This is a genomic window from Myroides phaeus, assembly GCF_900099675.1.
In the GTDB taxonomy this organism is placed as follows: Bacteria; Bacteroidota; Bacteroidia; order Flavobacteriales; family Flavobacteriaceae; genus Flavobacterium; species Flavobacterium phaeum.
In genome coordinates this window covers 1-17,866 of the sequence record NZ_FNDQ01000006.1, presented here as the reverse complement: position 1 = coordinate 17,866, position 17,866 = coordinate 1, and the positions used below count along the sequence as shown (strand labels likewise).

Here is a 17,866-nt window from a genome sequence, read left to right as displayed (position 1 = left end):
CATTTTTTAATAACACCTTACATTAATTATAATAGTAAATATCGTGCCATTTTTATCATTTTAGCACATATTACAGTCATTTTACTTATTATCAACAACTTACAAAATACCCCAAAAAAGCAATCCCCAGCTTTCCACAGAAAACGGGGGATTACATTGTGTAATGTTTCCACATTTATTAGAATGGATACCCAATTGCGAAGTTAAACATCAAGTTATCTTTTCGCCATTGACTATCTCCAAATCGTATATCATCAACAACCCAACGCTCACCTGACTTATTATAAGGGATACGCAATGGGAAAGCAAAGTCAAGTCGCAACACCAAAAAAGTAACGTCAAATCTCAAACCTGCTCCTGCTCCTACGGCAAAATCGTGAATAAAATTACTACTAAACTTACCTCCTGGTCTGTCAGACACCTCGTTTAAATTCCAGATGTTACCCGCATCTACAAACAGTGCTCCGTGTACAATGCTAAACAATTTCTTTCTATATTCTAAGTTCATCTCAAGCAACATATCTCCTGATTGGTCTGGAATGAACTTGCTATTTGTTGTATTAGGATCAAAGTTACCTGGTCCAAGGGTTCTGGCTCTAAAGGCTCTAATACTATTAGACCCCCCTACAAAAAACTGCTTGGTATAAGGCATATTCTTTGAATTTCCGTACGCCACACCAATTCCAGCGTGCACTCTACTCACTAACTGAGACGTTCTACTCAACCTCAAATAATGTCTAAAGTCGTGTTCTGTTTTTACATACTGACTAAACGGAACACCTAATACGCTTTTCTCTTTGTCTTTATCTACATTTGCCCCCATCAGTAATCCTGTAATATTCCCTGATAAATCCAACGATCCTTTATAGTAGAACGTATGTTTTTTAAACTGACGCGCTGTATTAGTAAACGTATAAGAATAAGTAGGACCAAATGTCAACTGCTTGTCTAAAATACGCTGTAACGAAGGATTACCCTCTGCATATTGTTTATACAGATCAGTAACATCATCTGGACTTACATAATTTGCCTCAATCACATTTAACTGATGTTCTTTGTAAGCATTCTCTTTCCACAAATACCCCCAAGACGCCTTAAACGATTTCAATGAGTATAATTGTGTTCTATGTAAATACTCCCCTCCTAACACTGCTCTTGTTTTTGGAATATACGCACTGGCCGATTTAAAATCCCACGGTGCTATAATCTTAGGCCACGTTAAACTTGCTTCTAACCCCGCCTTGTAAACATTGTAACCTTTGTTTGTAGACGACATCTGAAAGTCCGCTCCACCATAAGCAGAAACTGAAAATACCTCAGCCCCTCTAAAGAAGTTTTTGTTACTCCAATTCAAGTTAAGCTCCGCACCGTTATAACTTGCCGAGTTTGTCTTTCCAAGCAACTCAAGGCGAATGGCCTTAGGCTTGTCTGGTGTTAAGAAGTAGTAAGCATTCAACTTGTGGTTTAGCGTATCTGAAATCTCAAACTGATTCTTCACAAACTTAAACACCCCTAAACTCACCAATCGGTTTAGCGATAAATTATGGTCATTTCTATTATACGTCTCCCCGTTTTCTAAGTGAATGGTATGGTCAAAAATAGAAGGCTTAAACTTTTCTTTCGGATCCACAATCAAGAAGTCTTTGTACTCCTTAGCCGTTTCCAACTGCTCCTTAATATTCTTGTCCTCCAGCGTATAATCTGAAAAAATAAAAATCTTATCTATCGTATATGGTTCCAATGCCAACTTCGGCGTTGCGTCTTTTACTCTCAAACGCAAGTCTACCTCGTGTTTTCCAACCGTACTATCCACTTGAACCAACAGGTGGTCTGGACTAAAAAAGTAGTACCCTTTATTCTTTAGGTAGTTATCAAAGCGAACACGTTCATCCTTGATATTGTCTAAATCATACGCTCTTCCCTCTTTTAAACGCGTAAAACGCATTGCCTTAGTCAGCCATTTATTTAGTTCAGTCGAGTCTTTTGCAAAAGTAAACTCGCGTATTTTATACTGTTGTTGAGGCACAATTGTATAATCCACACGTCTTTTCTTTTCAGAAACAACCACAGAATCAGACGATACCTGAACGTTAAAATACCCTTGATTTTCTAACCTATTCGATAGAATAGCGCGGTTTTGGTCCATATCTACTTGGTCAATCAACACAGGCGGTTCACCCATTTTGTTTCTCAACCATCGTCTCAATTTATTTGTCTTATCCGGGTTTCCCCCTAAATTGTAGAAAAACAACTTTGGATGCATTCCTAAAAAAGACGAATTGGGAATTGGGCGTAATAACCCCTGCAAGCCATCCGCCATTTCCGACTTCTGACTCTTGCTTAAGCTATCACTCTCTATGATAATCTTTCCCCCTGTATATAAATATTCATCCTCTTTTAAATGACGTGTTGCACTACAAGAAAACAAAAAAGCAAAAACAACACCACCTGCTAAAATATGTGTAAACCTACTTTTCATCTTTAACTTCATCTCTCAGTCGTTTTTTTAATTGTCTTTTATCTCTTGAATTTTCAAATAGCTCTTTAAACTTCTCGTAACTCATAGTTATAATAAATCCTACCCCTGTTTCTACAATCTGCCCTTGTAAGGCAACCTCATATCTATTTTTGCGGTACACACGCATTAGGTAACGCCCATCTTTAGACAACGCATACTCTAACTCAATATCCCCAGCAATATTATTTGCCTGTTCATTCTGGCGTTGGTTTCCTTCTACCTCAAAGCTACTTCCAACCGTTACTTTAAGTCTATCCGAGAACAAACGCTTAGAAACAGCCACGTTTAAATCTGTTCTATTCTCTCTATTTCCAGATGAGAAATCCTCACTTGACTCCAAGTTAAAGTTTAGCTCCACACCCGAAATAAGGTTACTCGCCAAGTTGTTCAACTGATCTGAAAGCAATCTACTCACACTCTGACGTGCCATAGCCCCTGCTGTCATACCACCCGCGCTACTTTCAAACGGGTTCTCACCAATAAATCTGTTTAACAACAACAAGGCAAACACCTGTTTGTTCATTTCAGACTCATTCGTTCTCAACTGTTCTAACTTCGTTTTTGTGTTGTTAATCACATCACCAGAAGCACTTGTAATACCCTCTTTCAAGCGCAAGTCAAACGATATCTCCGGTTTCAACAACTCCCCTTCCATTTTCAAAAGAGCCTGGAACGGAATACGCTGTTTATACATATTCTGTTGTGTTGGCGAAAGACCACTTAACTGTCCTCCTAACAAGTCCATAGGCGCTGTACTTGTTTCGTAAATCGCCGTTAAGTTCAACGTAGCATCAGTAGGATCACCTGCCCAAATAATATAACTACCCTTTTCAACCTCAAAACGACGTTTTAGCATATTAAACGACAAGTCGTATGCCCCCTCAGAGAACTCATATCTACCAGCCAATGTTACCTTACCAGACGGGTCGATCCCTCCTACCAAATCAGCATTTCCTTTCAACAATATCTTATCCCCACTTGACTTATCCATCACCATTGTAAAAGCCGCATCTTTGTCCACTTTAATAGCCAGCGAAACATCCAATCCTTTCAAAGCCGAGTTATTAAAATCATCCTCATACTTCTTCATCTCCGCCACTTGCAAACTCTCTTGATCAACAAACTCTACAATTCCCTCTCTATCCGCAATACTCGGATCTTCTTGCGGCATTACAAATGTAAAGTTGGTCTTTTTACCAATCTCAATTCCCCCTGTAACCACAGGTTTATTCAAATCACCTTGAATTGAAATACGCGTATCAAACACCAATGTTCCGTAGTACATATCGTTGTCCTTCACAGTTGAATTAACCGCTTTAAAGTCTAACGCTGTAATCAACAAATTAAACTTAAAGTCTTGGTACGCCTTAGTCAATATCTGACCATCGATTACTAATAAATTACCATCCACATCCGTGATACTAAACTTATCCAGCTCAATACCCCTATTTGTAAACGATATCTTTTCATTAATATTTTTAAAATCCGCATTCAAGTCATTCACGTGTAACCCAATGTTATTGAAGTTCAATGCCCCTAAAACACGAGGATCATCAAACTTACCACCCACATTCAGTTTCCCGTTAAAATACCCTTCAGCATTTGAAATATGTTCCTTTGCAAAATACTCAAAAGCATCCATTTGAAGCTTAGCCAAATCAAGGTCTAAACTCATCTCTTTGGTATCCGCATCTGCCCATCCATCTAACTCAATTCTATTGTCGCCACCTTCTAAAACCACATCTGCAATGAACTTGCTCGCACTTTCATTTTTCACACCAACGTGTAAATTTCCAAGCGCAATCTCCATTGCGTGTAAGTCGCGAATATCAATATCCGACACAAATCGCATATCCGTAGTCAAGTCTTTCAAATTCACCTCACCATTGATAAAACCACTTGCCAATAGCACGTCTTTCTTCACCATTTTAGTCAGCGTTTCAATGCTAAACTCTTTAAACTTGATGCTAAGCGGACTATTCACTTTCTCTTGTTCTGATTCGATGACAAGAGCACTTTTCCCTTGTGTCAATACAAAATCCTTTACATAGAACCCTTCCGGTTTAATCACAAAACGGTTATCTGGATTAACATCCCATTTTGCGTAATCAAGCATAAACCCATTCGGATACAACTTCATAACCATATCCTTTTCATCCATTGCCAGTTCACCCGAAATAACATAACACAACGCACCCGCACTATCTTTCAAGTTCAAGTCATACGCCAATTTGTTATCCTGTACAGCCCCTTTCAAGTTCAAGCGTCTCAACCCAATACTCGCATTGGCAATTCGCTCTACACTAAAGCTATACCCCAATGCAGTATAATAAGGTTTTACATCAACACTAATATTTGTAATCTCATTATCACCATATTTCAAAAGCGGAATATTCCCTGTTAAACTAATATAATTTGAATCAGCATCATATTTTCCACTAAACGCAATCGGTTTAATATCTGTTAACTCAGGAACTATCTTGTGAATAATCGGATTATCCTTTACGTTAATCGTGTACGTAAAATGTTGGTTATCCTCTTTCTTCTCCCCTTCCTTAATCGGTTTCTCTACCTCGCCCTCACTATCAAAATAATGCGCAATTGTCTTTCCAATCTTATCCCCTAATTCCGTCAACTTATACTCCCCTTTGATGTTGAAATCAATCAACTGAGAAGTCAAGTTCATCTCTCTATACGCCTCCTTAGCCGTTGCTGTCAGCTCAATCGGCATTAGCGAATACGCGCGTTCTGCCGAAATAAAGTTCACGTCTTTCAAACGCAACTGTCCATCTAAATCATCTGGCATTACATTATTCATCTTCGCATCCACCACAGCAGAGAACACGGCAGGTTTATCTTCGATATGTAACTTATGTAAGTCGATATGTTTAAAATCACCCAACATATTCAAGCTAATCCCTTGCTCAGTCCACACCCCATCCGCTTGTAAGTCAAAAGTCAGGTTAGGATCATTATTCACAGAAGTAACCTTGTACTTTCCGTTTTCAACCGCACCATCCACTTTAAGATTGTTGTACGTATACCCATTAAACTCCGCTTTAGCCACATCAATCACCGCAGTAGCATTAGCAGAAGTAGGTTCAAAGCTCGTTCCATCCGCTTGAATACGCATAGTCAAATTGCCAATAGAATCGTTTTTAATCAAACTACCCACCTGCAACTCTTTCACATCCGCTAATAGCGAATACTTCTCTTTTCCCTTTCTACGTTGGTCTAAAGAAGCCTTCAAATCCACATTACCAGCCGTTGTTTTCAACGCCAATTGGGTTTGAATAGCCTGCATTCCCCCTTTCACAAAACCGTTTAAAGTCATATGAGCAGGAATTTGAATATTATCCGGAACCACACCTTTAGGCGCTACCCCCATAATATCCTTAGCCGATGTTTGTACTTTATTTATCTTTAAATCAACGATTGTCTTTTCCGGAACCGGTAGTCCTTTAATTCCCCCTTGCACATTAAGCACAGTAGCTTGCAACCCTGTAATCATTAATCTATCAATCGTTAGGTCGTCAACCACCCCCTTTACCTTTGCATCAAACGTAAACGTCTTGTTGTTCATTCCCTTCAAACCAGCCTCATCAAAAACAGTTGGCATTGCTAAATACACATCCTGTAGCCCTAAATGAGAATCCTCAATAGTAGCGTCAATCGACATATTAGCAATATCATCTACTAATTTATTAACATCAACATAGTTTAAAATAATACTTGACTTAATATGTGTATTAGGCGTTTCAAGAACAAAATCTTTAATAAAAGCCGTCTGTTCACCGTATAAGAAATACGTCTTAAAATTGTCTAATTTTAGTCCACTTTGCTCATTAAAAGAAAAGCGTTCTAAGTTACCCACGATATTCGTCGAAGAAAACTGGAAGTCTTTCAACTTGACGTTCAAATCCGTAACTTCAATGTGGTTAGGGTCTAAACCAAACGCCACTGGTTTCACATTTGAATCGTCATATTTCACGTTAATCTTGTTCAACGCTAAATCCTTAATACCCAATTTCCAAGGCACCTCTTCTGTTTTCACCTCCTCAGCAGCAGGCTCAGCAGCAGCAGTATCCTCTTTCTTTTCAGCAGTTTTAGCCTCTTTATTAGGCAACAAACGCACAACACCCGTAGTATCCTCCAATTTTATCTCATTGATATCAATCTGTTGATTAACCAAATCAAGACCGTCAAAACGCGCTAAGAACTCGCCAAGAGTTAATTTAGCGTACATTTTATTATCCGTATCATCAAATAAAACCTTGCTATTACTCAAGGTAATAGTGCCCAAATTAAGCGTAGGTAAAGCAGCAGGCGTGTCCTCACTCGCCTCAGCCATCACCACCTCATTTGCCTTTTCGATACTCGCCAAAGAAGCAGGTAATTTCTTATAATCAACGTCCACCCCATCAATAGCAATCTTAGGCAAAGCAAATTTCATCTCGTCTAAATCGAATTGTTTAAAACGCGTAATAAATTTGTTTAACCCAAACTTCAAATGATGTCCGTCATACTCATCTTGAAAACTCAGTTGTAACTTACTCAGGTTGATTTCTCCCACCTCAATTTTCATCGAACCACTCTCTTCCTCCTCCTTATCATCTTCAGAAGCAAAAGCATCAATGATATAATCAAAGTTGAACTTTCCTAAGCTATCGCGGGTAATATTCGCTTTAAAATCATCTAACTCCACCTTACTCACATCAACAGTACTTGAAATCAGTTTAAACAAACTAATATCAACCCCTAAATAATTTGTGTACAGCAAGGTGTCTTTTTGTTGCGACTCTAAGTAAAGTCCTTTCACAACAATTTTCTTAGGAAAAGCAATTTCAATGCGGTCTAAGCGTACAGGCGTACCAATCTTATCTTGCACAAAAGTAATTGCAACATCCTTAACCTTATTTTGAACATAAGGAATTTGAATAGCAACAATAACCAACAGCAGTAAAACAAGGATAGACACAAATATCCACCCTATGATTTTCCCAATTTTTATAGATAATTTCCCCAACGTTTATTTTTTAACATCAAAAATAACAAAAACCATCCCATTTTTAGCGTTTATCACTGTTTAAATTAAAATAATTCTGTTTTTTTTCAGCAATGAAAAACGAACAGACCTAATGCCTTATAACAAGCCCAATAAAATTCACAATTAGAGAATAAATCACAACCTTTTTAAGCCGTACCAAATCATAAAAAGTAGTACACACCCCAATTATACCAAGCAAAACAACAGTGATATCTCCATATGAGTACTAATATGAGTTCACTACTAATCTATCTCCTTGATGAAGAAATTATAAATAAAATTGCAATACCTAAAGATTGGGAAAATAACATTTTGGAATACTCTTATAGCTTTAAACACCTTTAAGCCGAGTTTTAAACGGACCATGTTCGAGACATCTACCACACAAGTACCACATTCGTTCGAAAAAACGCCTTTTTCTCGAAGGTGTGTGGTAGTAATGTGGTAACAATGTGGTACATGAGTCAAACAACACTGCATTAATACGGCTTTAAGAGCTATTTAACCTCTTAAAAAGATGTTTTTTCACAGTAGAAATAACGTTAAAAAGAATAGTAGACTTGTGCTGTTCTAAGCACAATTGGAAAGGGGTAAAAACAAAAAAATCTCCCTGATGGAGATTAACTGAGATAATAAAAAAATGGCAAGCTACCTACGTCGCACCGCTACAACCACATACCTTTGCTGCGTTCCCACCCTGGAGGAGTCTGCAGGAGCTGGTCGCGTAGGACTTGCCACTGCAAATATACAACCATTTTGGAGTAATGAAAACAAAAATGAAAATATCCTACAAATAAAAAAGTAAGTCCCTCTATTTCAATAAAATCACAGATTAAAAAAAATAGAGGATTGTAGTCAATACAGTCATCAAAGCCCCTATTTGGTACTAAATACGCCAAGTAGTAAGACCAAAAGCAATCGTTTACACTTAAAAATCAACTTTTTTTCTATTGAAATCTATTGCTAAAAACGAGTACTCCTTGCCCATTTCCACAAAAACAACAAAGTAATAAGTCACAAAACACAAGGTAGTCAAACAATAAAAAGAAGTAAAAATTGTTATAATCAAGAAAACGAGATAACACCTTTCGGTTATCAGTTGAAAAGGAGTAAAAACAAAAAAATCTCCCTAATGGAGATTAACTGAGAGAATAAAAAAATGGCAAGCTACCTACGTCGCACCGCTACAACCACATACCTTTGCTGCGTTCCCACCCTGGAGGAGTCTGCAGGAGCTGGTCGCGTAGGACTTGCCACTGCAAATATACAACCATTTTATATTTCTGCAAGTCTTTTCTACTTTTCCGATAAGATTTGTATATTGTATTAAAATTAAAAAGACGGATGAAAAATTATAATATTCTATTTCCCATAGCCTTAGGCTTTGTTTTAATGAGCTGTTCGAACAATAAAAATTTAGAGAAAAATGTTTTTTCTATTGATACGACGCATTTAAAACAACTTTATGCAGGAAATGAAGACCTAAAATTGTCATTAAAAACAACTGATAACGCCGAAATTGATTCTGTTGCTTACTATTTAAACGACAAAAAAATAGCTACAGCAAAGAATAATGAGGTGCTGAATTACAACTTAGCAAACGAGAAATTGGGTGAAACAATTATTAAAGGAATAGCGTATGCTGACGGACAACAAAAAGAGGTAACGACTAAGATTGAGGTAACTTCTCCTGTTACGCCGGTTGCTTATTCATACAGAATAGTAAATACCTATCCGCACGACCAAGAAGCTTATACACAAGGGTTGGAATTTTACAAGGGTACTATGATAGAAAGTACTGGTAATGGTGAAGGTGGTGGAACGGCTATCAACTACCAAGGTACTGGTAAAAAAGGTGTGTCAAGTGTTCGCCACGTTGATTATAAAACAGGACAAGTAACAAAAATACACAAGTTGCCAATGGAGATTTTTGGGGAAGGGTGTACTATTTTAAACGATAAACTGTATCAACTGACTTACCAAAACAAGGAGGCTTATGTGTATAATCCTGAAACATTGGAGAAAATAAAAACATTGCCTTACTTCAAGAATATGGAAGGTTGGGGATTGACAAATGACGGTACGCATTTATATATGACGGGTGGTGATGAAACGATTTATAAAGTAGACCCAGAAACATTTACAGAGGTTGACCAAATCAAAGTTTACATTAACAGAACTGCTATAAAAGGAGTAAACGAATTAGAATGGGTAGATGGTAAAATCTACGCAAATGTTTACGGTCAAAACGCAATTGCTATTATCAACCCAAAAACGGGAGCAGTAGAAGCCATTGTGGATGTGAAGGAATTATTAGACAAGACAACGTATCACCAAGACCGCGATGTTTTAAACGGAATTGCTTATAATCCGCAAACAAAAACATTCTTCTTAACAGGTAAAAACTGGGATAAGATGTTTGAAATTGAAATCATTAAATAGAATATCTCAAATCAAAAAAGCCTCAATAACAAACAGTGTTATTGAGGCTTTTTTTGCTCTTTTATACTTGAGTTATTGTTGCTAATAATCGGAATTAGCACAATTGACAACAGGCGTACAATTCCCTATTCATACAAGTTAACCCCGTTTACATCAGTGGTTAGTACATCCGACATATAGTCAAAAAACGGACGCATTGCCTCAAACGTTTTAATCACTTCATCCGCAAAACCCGGTTTTAATATCTCTTTATCTGTAAATGGACGCATAACTAAAAACTGTTTCTTGCGCAATAAGTCAATGGCAGGATGCTCTTTGTCAAATCCCTTAGGGCAAGTTTTCAACTCCTCACCTACTAAATCGCCAAAATACGCTTGAAAACGCTTGTCTTTAATTATATCGCGCAACTCACTATCATCCATTTCAATCTCCTTTCGAATACGCAATAAGTCCTCTTTATTAGGTTCCCAGAAACCACCACCAACAAAACTCTTTCCTGGCTCGATATTGATGTAATACCCTCCTCTTAACAACGGCTTATTACGTCCTAAGTGTAAACCAAAATACGTTTTATAAGGCGTTTTATCCTTAGAAAAACGCACATCTCTATAAATGCGATGAACGTGAAACAAATCCACCCCATCGTGCTGTTGCATCGTTTCATACACCTCTTTAAAGAAGTCTTTCACCTCTGCAAATAGCTTGTCGAAATACGGTTTATTTTCTGCAAACCAAGGCTTATTGTTATTCTGACTAAGCGTTACCAAAAAATCTAAGTGTTCTTTCTGTAGCGACTTCATATAAATGATTTAAGTGTTTTCCAATGATTTAATTTGTCTTGCAAGCTCATCCTTGCATTAGCCCCACTGGGCGATGGCATTGTTACAAAGGTAATACCTTCTATGGTACCAATGTACTTTTTAAAATACTGTGCTGCCTTTTGACTGGAGAACACAATGGTCTTTATAGTAGGATACGCTTTTAGCAAGCCCACAATATCATTAGGCTCCTCTCCTTTTATCTTACTATCTAAGCTCCCTTCGCGTTCACACGATTGCAAAACGTCCCACAACGCAATTCTGTGTCGTCTTAACAATTCCTTCTTTCGTTCGTAATCAGTAGTCATTTCTTCTTCAAACACCCCAAATAAGATAGGCCAAAAGGCATTTTGTCTATTGCCGTAATACTCTTGTCCCTCTAACGACTTCACACTGGGCATCGTTCCAAGCACAAGAACAGTAGCATCATCGCCTATCAACGGTTCAAAAGAAGCAATACGCATTTCATTCTTCATACCGATAAAGATAGGTGTTTTCTAAAATAGTCGCCAAAAAAAACACATCTTGGAAATAAAATGCCAAAATAAGGCAAACTACGTAAAACATTAGCAACAGAAAACAGCGAATAGACTATCAGTCAATGCAATGCGTTAAATTTTTTATAATTTTCCTGGTGTTTTTTATAACTAAAAGTAGAAATAAATAATTTTGCACAAAATAAAAACAAAATACACTTTAGTAGATAAAAAGCCAACATTAAACACAATAATATCTATTAAGTGTACATATAAACATAATAACAAAACAAAAACTTAATAATTACGCTATGATTAGAAAACAATTATTTTTCTTTGGATTAACAATGGTATTAACCTTAGGAAGCTGTAGTAAAGGAGATGATAATAACCTTGTAAATCCAGAGCCACAAAAAGGAGCACCTATATCTGCACCTATCGTTCCTCCTACAAGAAAACAACAAGTTGACTTAGTAAAAGAAGTTGAAATTACAAACAACAAAAAAGGAGATATAACAACTATAAAAACTGTTTTTAGTTACAATGCAGATAATACATTAAACACTGTAAGTGGATTAAAAACAAGCCCTTCTTTTGACGCTGAGGATATTCGCTACGAGTACAGCAATGGAAAGGCGACTGCTTTTGTAACACAAAAAGGAATTACAGGAGAAGACGTATATGAATTTACCTTAGCTCCAAATGAAATGAAAGCTATTTCATTAAAAGTTACTTTAGCTAATACAGAAGACACTAACAGACGTTACGACTTTACATACAACGAGTTAAATCAACTTGTAAAAATTGATAACAAAAGTAACATTAATCACGATATTGAAGAGTACATTTGGGAAGAAGGAAATCCTTTAAAAACGCAAACACGTGAACAAATATCGAATACGTATAAAAAATCAGATATTTTAAACAATAGCAATATTGACTTAAACGCACTTATTGCAAGTTATCCTAACTTCATCAATCCAAGATACGCTGCTATTCAGGGGTTATTAGGTGTAAAAGCAACTAACTTATTACAGCAATATGAAACATCTCGTAGAGCATATTCTTATACTTACAAACTAAACGAAAAAGGATTAGTATCTCAAGTAGTGAGAACAACATTCTACAAATATGAAAACGAAACTGAAACAACTACATTTGACATCAAATACTAAACGTATTTTCAGTTTATCACAAACAAAGTCCAACTGCATATAGTTGGACTTTTTTAGTTATTATCTCTTATTTTACTCATTTACAAGTGTAAAATCACACTTAAAAAAAGGTTTGTTCCTCCAGTATTAAACAGCAGTAAGCTATGAAACAACACATTAGAAAGTACATACACAAAAATAGGTTCAAACGCCCATAGATAAAGGATTATTAGTAAATTTGCCCCACTTAAAAACACTTATTAAATACACCACAAATGTCATTTGCAATAGGAATCTATATACCGGTTTCGCCCGAATACGTTTTAACACCAACTGTCATTTACGCTGATAAACTAAGCGGAATATATTTTGAAACTGATAATGAGAAATTTGGACGAGTAACCTTTCAAGGTTTAGACTCAATCAAGGTTTCAAGAGGAGAATACTTACCTTTCGGACAAAACATTACATCGGCTACAGACGAAGTCGTTTGGATATACAAAATAATCAACTCTTCTTGGTTAGGAGAGCGTTACAACTACGAGAAAAAACACTACGGTACAGATTATGAATTTGGTGGAAATGTAACGGAAATGCTAACGGATTACTCACATTACATTTTCCAGTTTCACGACCAATTTATTGAAGTTATCGCTAAAGGTTTTTGGTATGAAGTGGCTGACGAATGTTTGCTAAACAAACCTTTACAACCAGGACATCCTTTCTTAGAGTTGCCAAAAGAAAACACCTCAACTATTCTTGTAAGAGGATTAGCAACAGAGGTTACAAAAACAACAAAATCAGAAGACGAGATATTGAGTGACGCACAGTTGTGTTCACAACGCTTAATCGACTTTAGCATTCAGATAGGAGACAAACCAAAGGTGGACAATACCTTATCTGTATTTATGCGAAACGGAGAACCTGTAAGCGTATTGAAAGGATATTTCTCTGCCACACCAATTGAGTTTCCCGGAATTGCTACTTTAGAAGAAGCAAGACCATACATTGAGAAATATATGCTTGAAATAGTGAATAGACGTCAGAATATGGGACTTAACTAAAAGTCCCGTCTAAACTATATAAGACTATCGTGTTGCCTTATTTCGTTTATTCTTCGCTATTAGAAGGTAAACGAAATGAGTAACAATAGTCAACCCTCCTCCTCCTAACAAGAAAAACATAAATATTCCTAAATCTGGCATACCACAACGTGGTTCATTAGTCAATACATCAGGATAAAACAAAGGCGGTATCACAAAGATATACATCGCTAAGATTAGTGCAACTACCGCGTGTTTCCACAATCGCAACCCCTTAGCGTCTAAAAGCACACTCAGTGCAAGCTGCATAATCCATATTCCTACAACAGTAGCTATCATCATCTGACACCAATTTTAAAGTCAGAATAAAAATAATAATTCTACATAAAACAGCCTAATAAAAATTACTTCTGTCCTTTTATAAAATACAATGAGCCGAATAGCTTAATTATTCGGCTCATGTTTATAGGGTATTTTGAGCCGAATAAGCAATATATTCGGCTCACACCTTTCCTTCAAAAAGTAAGTAAACAAAAAAAGCCGAGTCTATAACAGACTCGGCTTCCACTTTATAACAATTAAATGTCGGATATCCGATTATTTAACTTCTTCGTAATCTACATCTTGCGTACCATCAGCATCAGTACCTCCTTGGTTTGGTTGCGCTTGTTCAGCACCACCTTGTTGTCCTTCAGCTTGCGCTTTGTACATTTCCTCAGAAGCAGCTTTCCAAGCCTCGTTAATTTTGTCTAACGCAGGTTGAATAGTAGCAACATCTTTTGTCTCGAAAGCTTTTTTCAATTCCTCTAAAGCACCTTCGATGTTAGATTTATTGTTTGCAGATAATTTATCTCCAAATTCTTTCAATTGTTTTTCCGTTTGGAAAATCATAGCATCAGCCTCGTTGATTTTCTCAACAGCCTCTTTTGCTTTTTTATCAGCATCAGCATTCGCTTCAGCCTCTTTTTTCATTCTTTGGATTTCTTCTTCAGTTAATCCAGATGAAGCCTCGATACGGATATCGTGAGATTTACCTGTTCCTTTATCAGTAGCAGATACTTTAATAATACCATTCGCATCAATATCAAAAGTTACTTCAATTTGAGGCACACCTCTTTGTGCTGGTGGTAAACCGTCAAGGTGGAAACGACCGATAGTTTTGTTATCGTTAGCCATTGGTCTCTCTCCTTGTAATACGTGGATTTCAACCGATGGTTGGTTATCCGCAGCAGTAGAGAACACTTGAGATTTTTTAGTAGGAATAGTAGTATTCGACTCAATTAATTTAGTGAATACACCTCCCATAGTCTCAATACCTAATGAAAGTGGCGTAACGTCTAATAACAATACGTCTTTAACATCACCTGTTAATACCCCACCTTGGATAGCAGCACCAATAGCTACAACCTCGTCTGGGTTAACACCTTTATGTGGTTTTTTACCAAAGAACTTCTCAACTTCTTCTTGAATTCTCGGGATACGAGTAGACCCACCAACTAAGATTACTTCATCAATATCAGATTTAGATAATCCAGCGTCTTTTAATGCTTTCTCACAAGGAATCATTGAACGACGTACTAAATCGTCAGATAATTGTTCAAATTTAGCTCTTGTTAAAGTTTGCACTAAGTGTTTAGGTCCAGAAGCAGTAGCTGTAACATAAGGTAAGTTAATCTCTGTTTGTGTAGCAGAAGACAACTCAACTTTCGCTTTCTCAGCAGCCTCTTTCAAACGTTGTAATGCCATAGCATCTTTACGTAAGTCAACACCTTCAGCAGCGTTAAACTCATCAGCTAACCAGTTGATGATTACGTTGTCAAAGTCATCCCCACCTAAGTGAGTATCTCCATTAGTAGACAATACTTCAAACACACCATCACCTAATTCAAGGATAGAGATATCAAAAGTACCACCACCTAAGTCATATACAACAACTTTTTGGTCTTTTCCTGTTTTGTCTAATCCGTAAGCTAACGCAGCCGCTGTAGGCTCGTTAATAATACGTCTTACTTTTAATCCTGCAATTTCCCCAGCTTCTTTAGTAGCTTGACGTTGTGCATCGTTAAAATATGCTGGTACAGTGATTACTGCTTCAGAAACTTCTTGTCCTAAATAGTCCTCAGCTGTTTTTTTCATTTTTTGCAAAGTCATTGCAGAAATCTCTTGAGCAGTATATAAACGCCCGTCGATATCTACACGTGCAGTGTCGTTGTCACCTTTTAATACTTTGTAAGGAACAGCGCTAATTTCGTTAGAAATTTCACTGAATTTTTCTCCCATAAATCTCTTAATAGAAGAAACTGTTTTTGTAGGGTTAGTTACCGCCTGACGTTTAGCAGGGTCACCAACTTTAATTTCTCCACCTTCTACGAACGCAACTACTGATGGTGTAGTTCTTTTACCCTCTGCGTTAGGGATTACTACTGGCTCGTTACCTTCCATTACTGAAACACATGAGTTTGTAGTTCCTAAGTCAATACCGATTATTTTACTCATAATATCTTTATAGTTTATTTTTATACAATTTGTTCATTTCTGAGCTTCAAGCTCGGTTACTATTAAACAATCTCTGTGCCAACACAAAAAAATGACACTTTTCAGCCTTTTAGGGCAAATACTCGCATTTTAATATGTCAGATTGTCATTTTCGTTACTATTACTTCATTATTTACAGCCCATTTCGTCAGTACAACGCTGACAGCAATATGCTTGAAATTCCACCAATAAACGGTAGATTACTACAATCTACTCCCCTTTTTCAATAAAAACACTGCTTCTATAAACCAAAACCGGATTATTGAGGCAATCGTCTTGCTGTGTAACGAGTATATGTCTTGCTTTTTGTAGATACGTGTTTAGATGAATATCCTTATTGAGAATAAGCAACACGTATAAGTGCGTTGCCTTGTGTAGATACGTGTTTAGATGAATATCCCTATTGAGAATAAGCAACACGTATAAGTGCGTTGCTTTGTGTAGATACGTGTTTAGATGAATATCCCTATTGAGAATAGGCAACACGTATAAGTGCGTTGCCTTGTGTAGATACCCGTTTAATGTAGGGCTACAATTATAAGTGCATTAGCATTTACTTTGACAAGGCAAGATGTAAGATTGGATACGCCTTACCCTGGTCATCCAGTTCAGAACGACCGATCTGTGTAAACCCACAATGCAGATAAAAGCCAACCCCTTGTGTGTTTTGTTCATTCACATCTACTTTAGAAACGTTCATTTGCTCCACAGCATACCTAAGCAACTGCTTGCCTATGCCTTGTCCCCTATATGCGTTATCAATAAACAACATCTCCAAGCTCTCTTCCGCAATTCCCATAAACCCAACCAGTACGCCACTTGCATTCTCAAGTGCATACAAATTTACATATTGAAAATACCTTGGAATATTTGCTTTATAGTATTCAAAATCCTCTTTATGCAGAAAGTCGTGTGTATTTACAACCGCACTCTCCCATATTTCCATCAACCTTGGGTAATCCACTACCTTTACTTTTCTTATCATCCCTATCGATTTTGATTTACACTGTATAGAGCACAAAAATCATTCTTCTTTTGCTTATAACCGCATAGCACGCACATAAATTTGTAATACAATCTACAAGGGGGTAAACAGAGATGAATTGGAATTACATTTAGTACAGCAAGATTACGGAGCTATAATCACCATAAACTATGATTACTTTAGTACAGCAAGATTACGGAGTTATAATTGCCATAAACAGAGATAAACTGGAGTTCAAGCCTATTAAAAACAGTGGATGTAGAAAGATAACAAACCTTGTTTTGATTAATCTTTACTCCACCGCACTCTTATTTATGTTGTGAAATTCGCCAAAAAGCAGATGGTGCACAATTATTTCAAAAAAAAGTACATTTTTTTTCACATCATAAAACTATCATTGTAAATAAGTTAAGAGAAACACTGCGTTTTTTATTCAAAAAATTACAGCAGAACCCTTGACACGTATCACATTTGTGCTATCTTTGCACTCGCAATACAGAACAACTGTATACGACCGGAGAAATGGCAGAGTGGTCGAATGCGGCAGTCTTGAAAACTGTTGACTGTAACAGGTCCGGGGGTTCGAATCCCTCTTTCTCCGCAATAAACACTGATACTTAGTCAGTTAAAGCATAAACACCCAATTTTACACCCAAAAATGTAAAGTTGGGTTTTTTTATATCTTTTATTTAAGTAAATTAGCATATTTACTGTTGAAATACTAATATCTCTTTAAGAAATTTAGGATCAGGTGCAAAAGTTGGGGACTAAGCAAAAAGTTTCGTCAATCTAAACAGGAAAAATGACTTATCTCTTACACCTCTATACATCATTCTAAAGTACTTAAT

Annotated in this window: 10 protein-coding genes, 1 tRNA gene and 2 other RNA genes; 4 read left to right on the top strand and 9 right to left on the bottom strand. The window is 36.8% G+C overall.

All coding sequences use genetic code 11. The features are described from left to right. Nucleotides 1-178: 178 nt before the first annotated feature. From tamL to ffs (BLT46_RS04350), 4 genes are all read right to left on the bottom strand, one after another. The gene (gene tamL, locus BLT46_RS04365) at nt 179-2,491 is read right to left on the bottom strand and encodes a translocation and assembly module lipoprotein TamL (RefSeq protein ID WP_090406803.1); all 2,313 of its coding nucleotides are present in this window, start codon (nt 2,489-2,491) and stop codon (nt 179-181) included. After that, the gene (locus tag BLT46_RS04360; protein WP_090406800.1) at nt 2,469-7,544 is read right to left on the bottom strand and encodes a translocation/assembly module TamB domain-containing protein; all 5,076 of its coding nucleotides are present in this window, start codon (nt 7,542-7,544) and stop codon (nt 2,469-2,471) included. The genes tamL and BLT46_RS04360 overlap by 23 nt, the downstream gene beginning before the upstream one ends. A gap of 659 nt (nt 7,545-8,203) precedes the next feature. After that, nucleotides 8,204-8,302, bottom strand: an RNA gene (gene ffs / locus BLT46_RS04355) — signal recognition particle sRNA small type. A 420-nt stretch (nt 8,303-8,722) separates the two neighbouring features. After that, an RNA gene (ffs, locus tag BLT46_RS04350) (signal recognition particle sRNA small type) lies at nt 8,723-8,821 on the bottom strand. 88 nt (nt 8,822-8,909) lie between these two features. Between ffs (BLT46_RS04350) and BLT46_RS04345 the strand changes: the two genes are divergently transcribed. After that, nucleotides 8,910-10,007 (top strand): glutaminyl-peptide cyclotransferase, encoded by a 1,098-nt coding sequence (locus BLT46_RS04345; RefSeq protein WP_090406797.1) that lies wholly within the window; start codon nt 8,910-8,912, stop codon nt 10,005-10,007. A 125-nt stretch (nt 10,008-10,132) separates the two neighbouring features. Here BLT46_RS04345 and BLT46_RS04340 read toward each other — a convergent pair whose 3' ends face one another. Together BLT46_RS04340 and BLT46_RS04335 are read right to left on the bottom strand one after the other, a co-directional pair. Next, complete coding sequence (locus tag BLT46_RS04340) at nt 10,133-10,807, bottom strand: DUF2461 domain-containing protein (RefSeq protein WP_090406792.1); 675 nt, start codon at nt 10,805-10,807, stop codon at nt 10,133-10,135. Next, complete coding sequence (locus BLT46_RS04335; RefSeq protein WP_090406789.1) at nt 10,804-11,301, bottom strand: DNA-deoxyinosine glycosylase; 498 nt, start codon at nt 11,299-11,301, stop codon at nt 10,804-10,806. Before BLT46_RS04335 ends, BLT46_RS04340 begins: the two co-directional genes overlap by 4 nt. A 311-nt stretch (nt 11,302-11,612) precedes the next feature. Between BLT46_RS04335 and BLT46_RS04330 the strand changes: the two genes are divergently transcribed. After that, nucleotides 11,613-12,476: a DUF4595 domain-containing protein gene (locus tag BLT46_RS04330; RefSeq protein ID WP_090406786.1), complete on the top strand. Its 864-nt coding sequence runs from the start codon at nt 11,613-11,615 to the stop codon at nt 12,474-12,476. 254 nt (nt 12,477-12,730) lie between these two features. After that, complete coding sequence (locus BLT46_RS04325; protein ID WP_090406783.1) at nt 12,731-13,519, top strand: hypothetical protein; 789 nt, start codon at nt 12,731-12,733, stop codon at nt 13,517-13,519. A 24-nt stretch (nt 13,520-13,543) separates the two neighbouring features. Here BLT46_RS04325 and BLT46_RS04320 read toward each other — a convergent pair whose 3' ends face one another. The 3 genes from BLT46_RS04320 to BLT46_RS04310 all read right to left on the bottom strand — a co-directional run bounded on the left by BLT46_RS04320 (nt 13,544) and on the right by BLT46_RS04310 (nt 17,018). Then, entirely contained in the window at nt 13,544-13,840 is a 297-nt protein-coding gene (locus BLT46_RS04320; RefSeq protein WP_143021858.1) for a hypothetical protein, read from the bottom strand. A gap of 255 nt (nt 13,841-14,095) precedes the next feature. Further along, a complete protein-coding gene (gene dnaK / locus BLT46_RS04315) occupies nt 14,096-15,994 on the bottom strand; it encodes a molecular chaperone DnaK (protein WP_090406778.1) in 1,899 nt (632 codons plus the stop codon). Between the two features lie 592 nt (nt 15,995-16,586). Beyond that, on the bottom strand, nt 16,587-17,018 hold the full coding sequence (locus tag BLT46_RS04310) for a GNAT family N-acetyltransferase (protein WP_090406757.1): 432 nt from the start codon (nt 17,016-17,018) through the stop codon (nt 16,587-16,589). Nucleotides 17,019-17,534: 516 nt separating this feature from the next. On the opposite strand from BLT46_RS04310, the gene BLT46_RS04305 reads away from it, so the two are divergent. Continuing rightward, nucleotides 17,535-17,619 (top strand) — tRNA-Ser (locus BLT46_RS04305). Nucleotides 17,620-17,866 lie beyond the last annotated feature (247 nt).

Coding starts and splice junctions, on each gene's coding strand:
- tamL (WP_090406803.1), bottom strand. CDS start 2,491: ATGAAGTTAAAGATGAAAAGTAGGTTTACACATATTTTAGCAGGTGGT.
- BLT46_RS04345 (WP_090406797.1), top strand. CDS start 8,910: ATGAAAAATTATAATATTCTATTTCCCATAGCCTTAGGCTTTGTTTTA.
- BLT46_RS04340 (WP_090406792.1), bottom strand. CDS start 10,807: ATGAAGTCGCTACAGAAAGAACACTTAGATTTTTTGGTAACGCTTAGT.
- BLT46_RS04335 (WP_090406789.1), bottom strand. CDS start 11,301: ATGAAGAATGAAATGCGTATTGCTTCTTTTGAACCGTTGATAGGCGAT.
- BLT46_RS04330 (WP_090406786.1), top strand. CDS start 11,613: ATGATTAGAAAACAATTATTTTTCTTTGGATTAACAATGGTATTAACC.
- BLT46_RS04325 (WP_090406783.1), top strand. CDS start 12,731: ATGTCATTTGCAATAGGAATCTATATACCGGTTTCGCCCGAATACGTT.
- BLT46_RS04320 (WP_143021858.1), bottom strand. CDS start 13,840: ATGATGATAGCTACTGTTGTAGGAATATGGATTATGCAGCTTGCACTG.
- dnaK (WP_090406778.1), bottom strand. CDS start 15,994: ATGAGTAAAATAATCGGTATTGACTTAGGAACTACAAACTCATGTGTT.
- BLT46_RS04310 (WP_090406757.1), bottom strand. CDS start 17,018: ATGATAAGAAAAGTAAAGGTAGTGGATTACCCAAGGTTGATGGAAATA.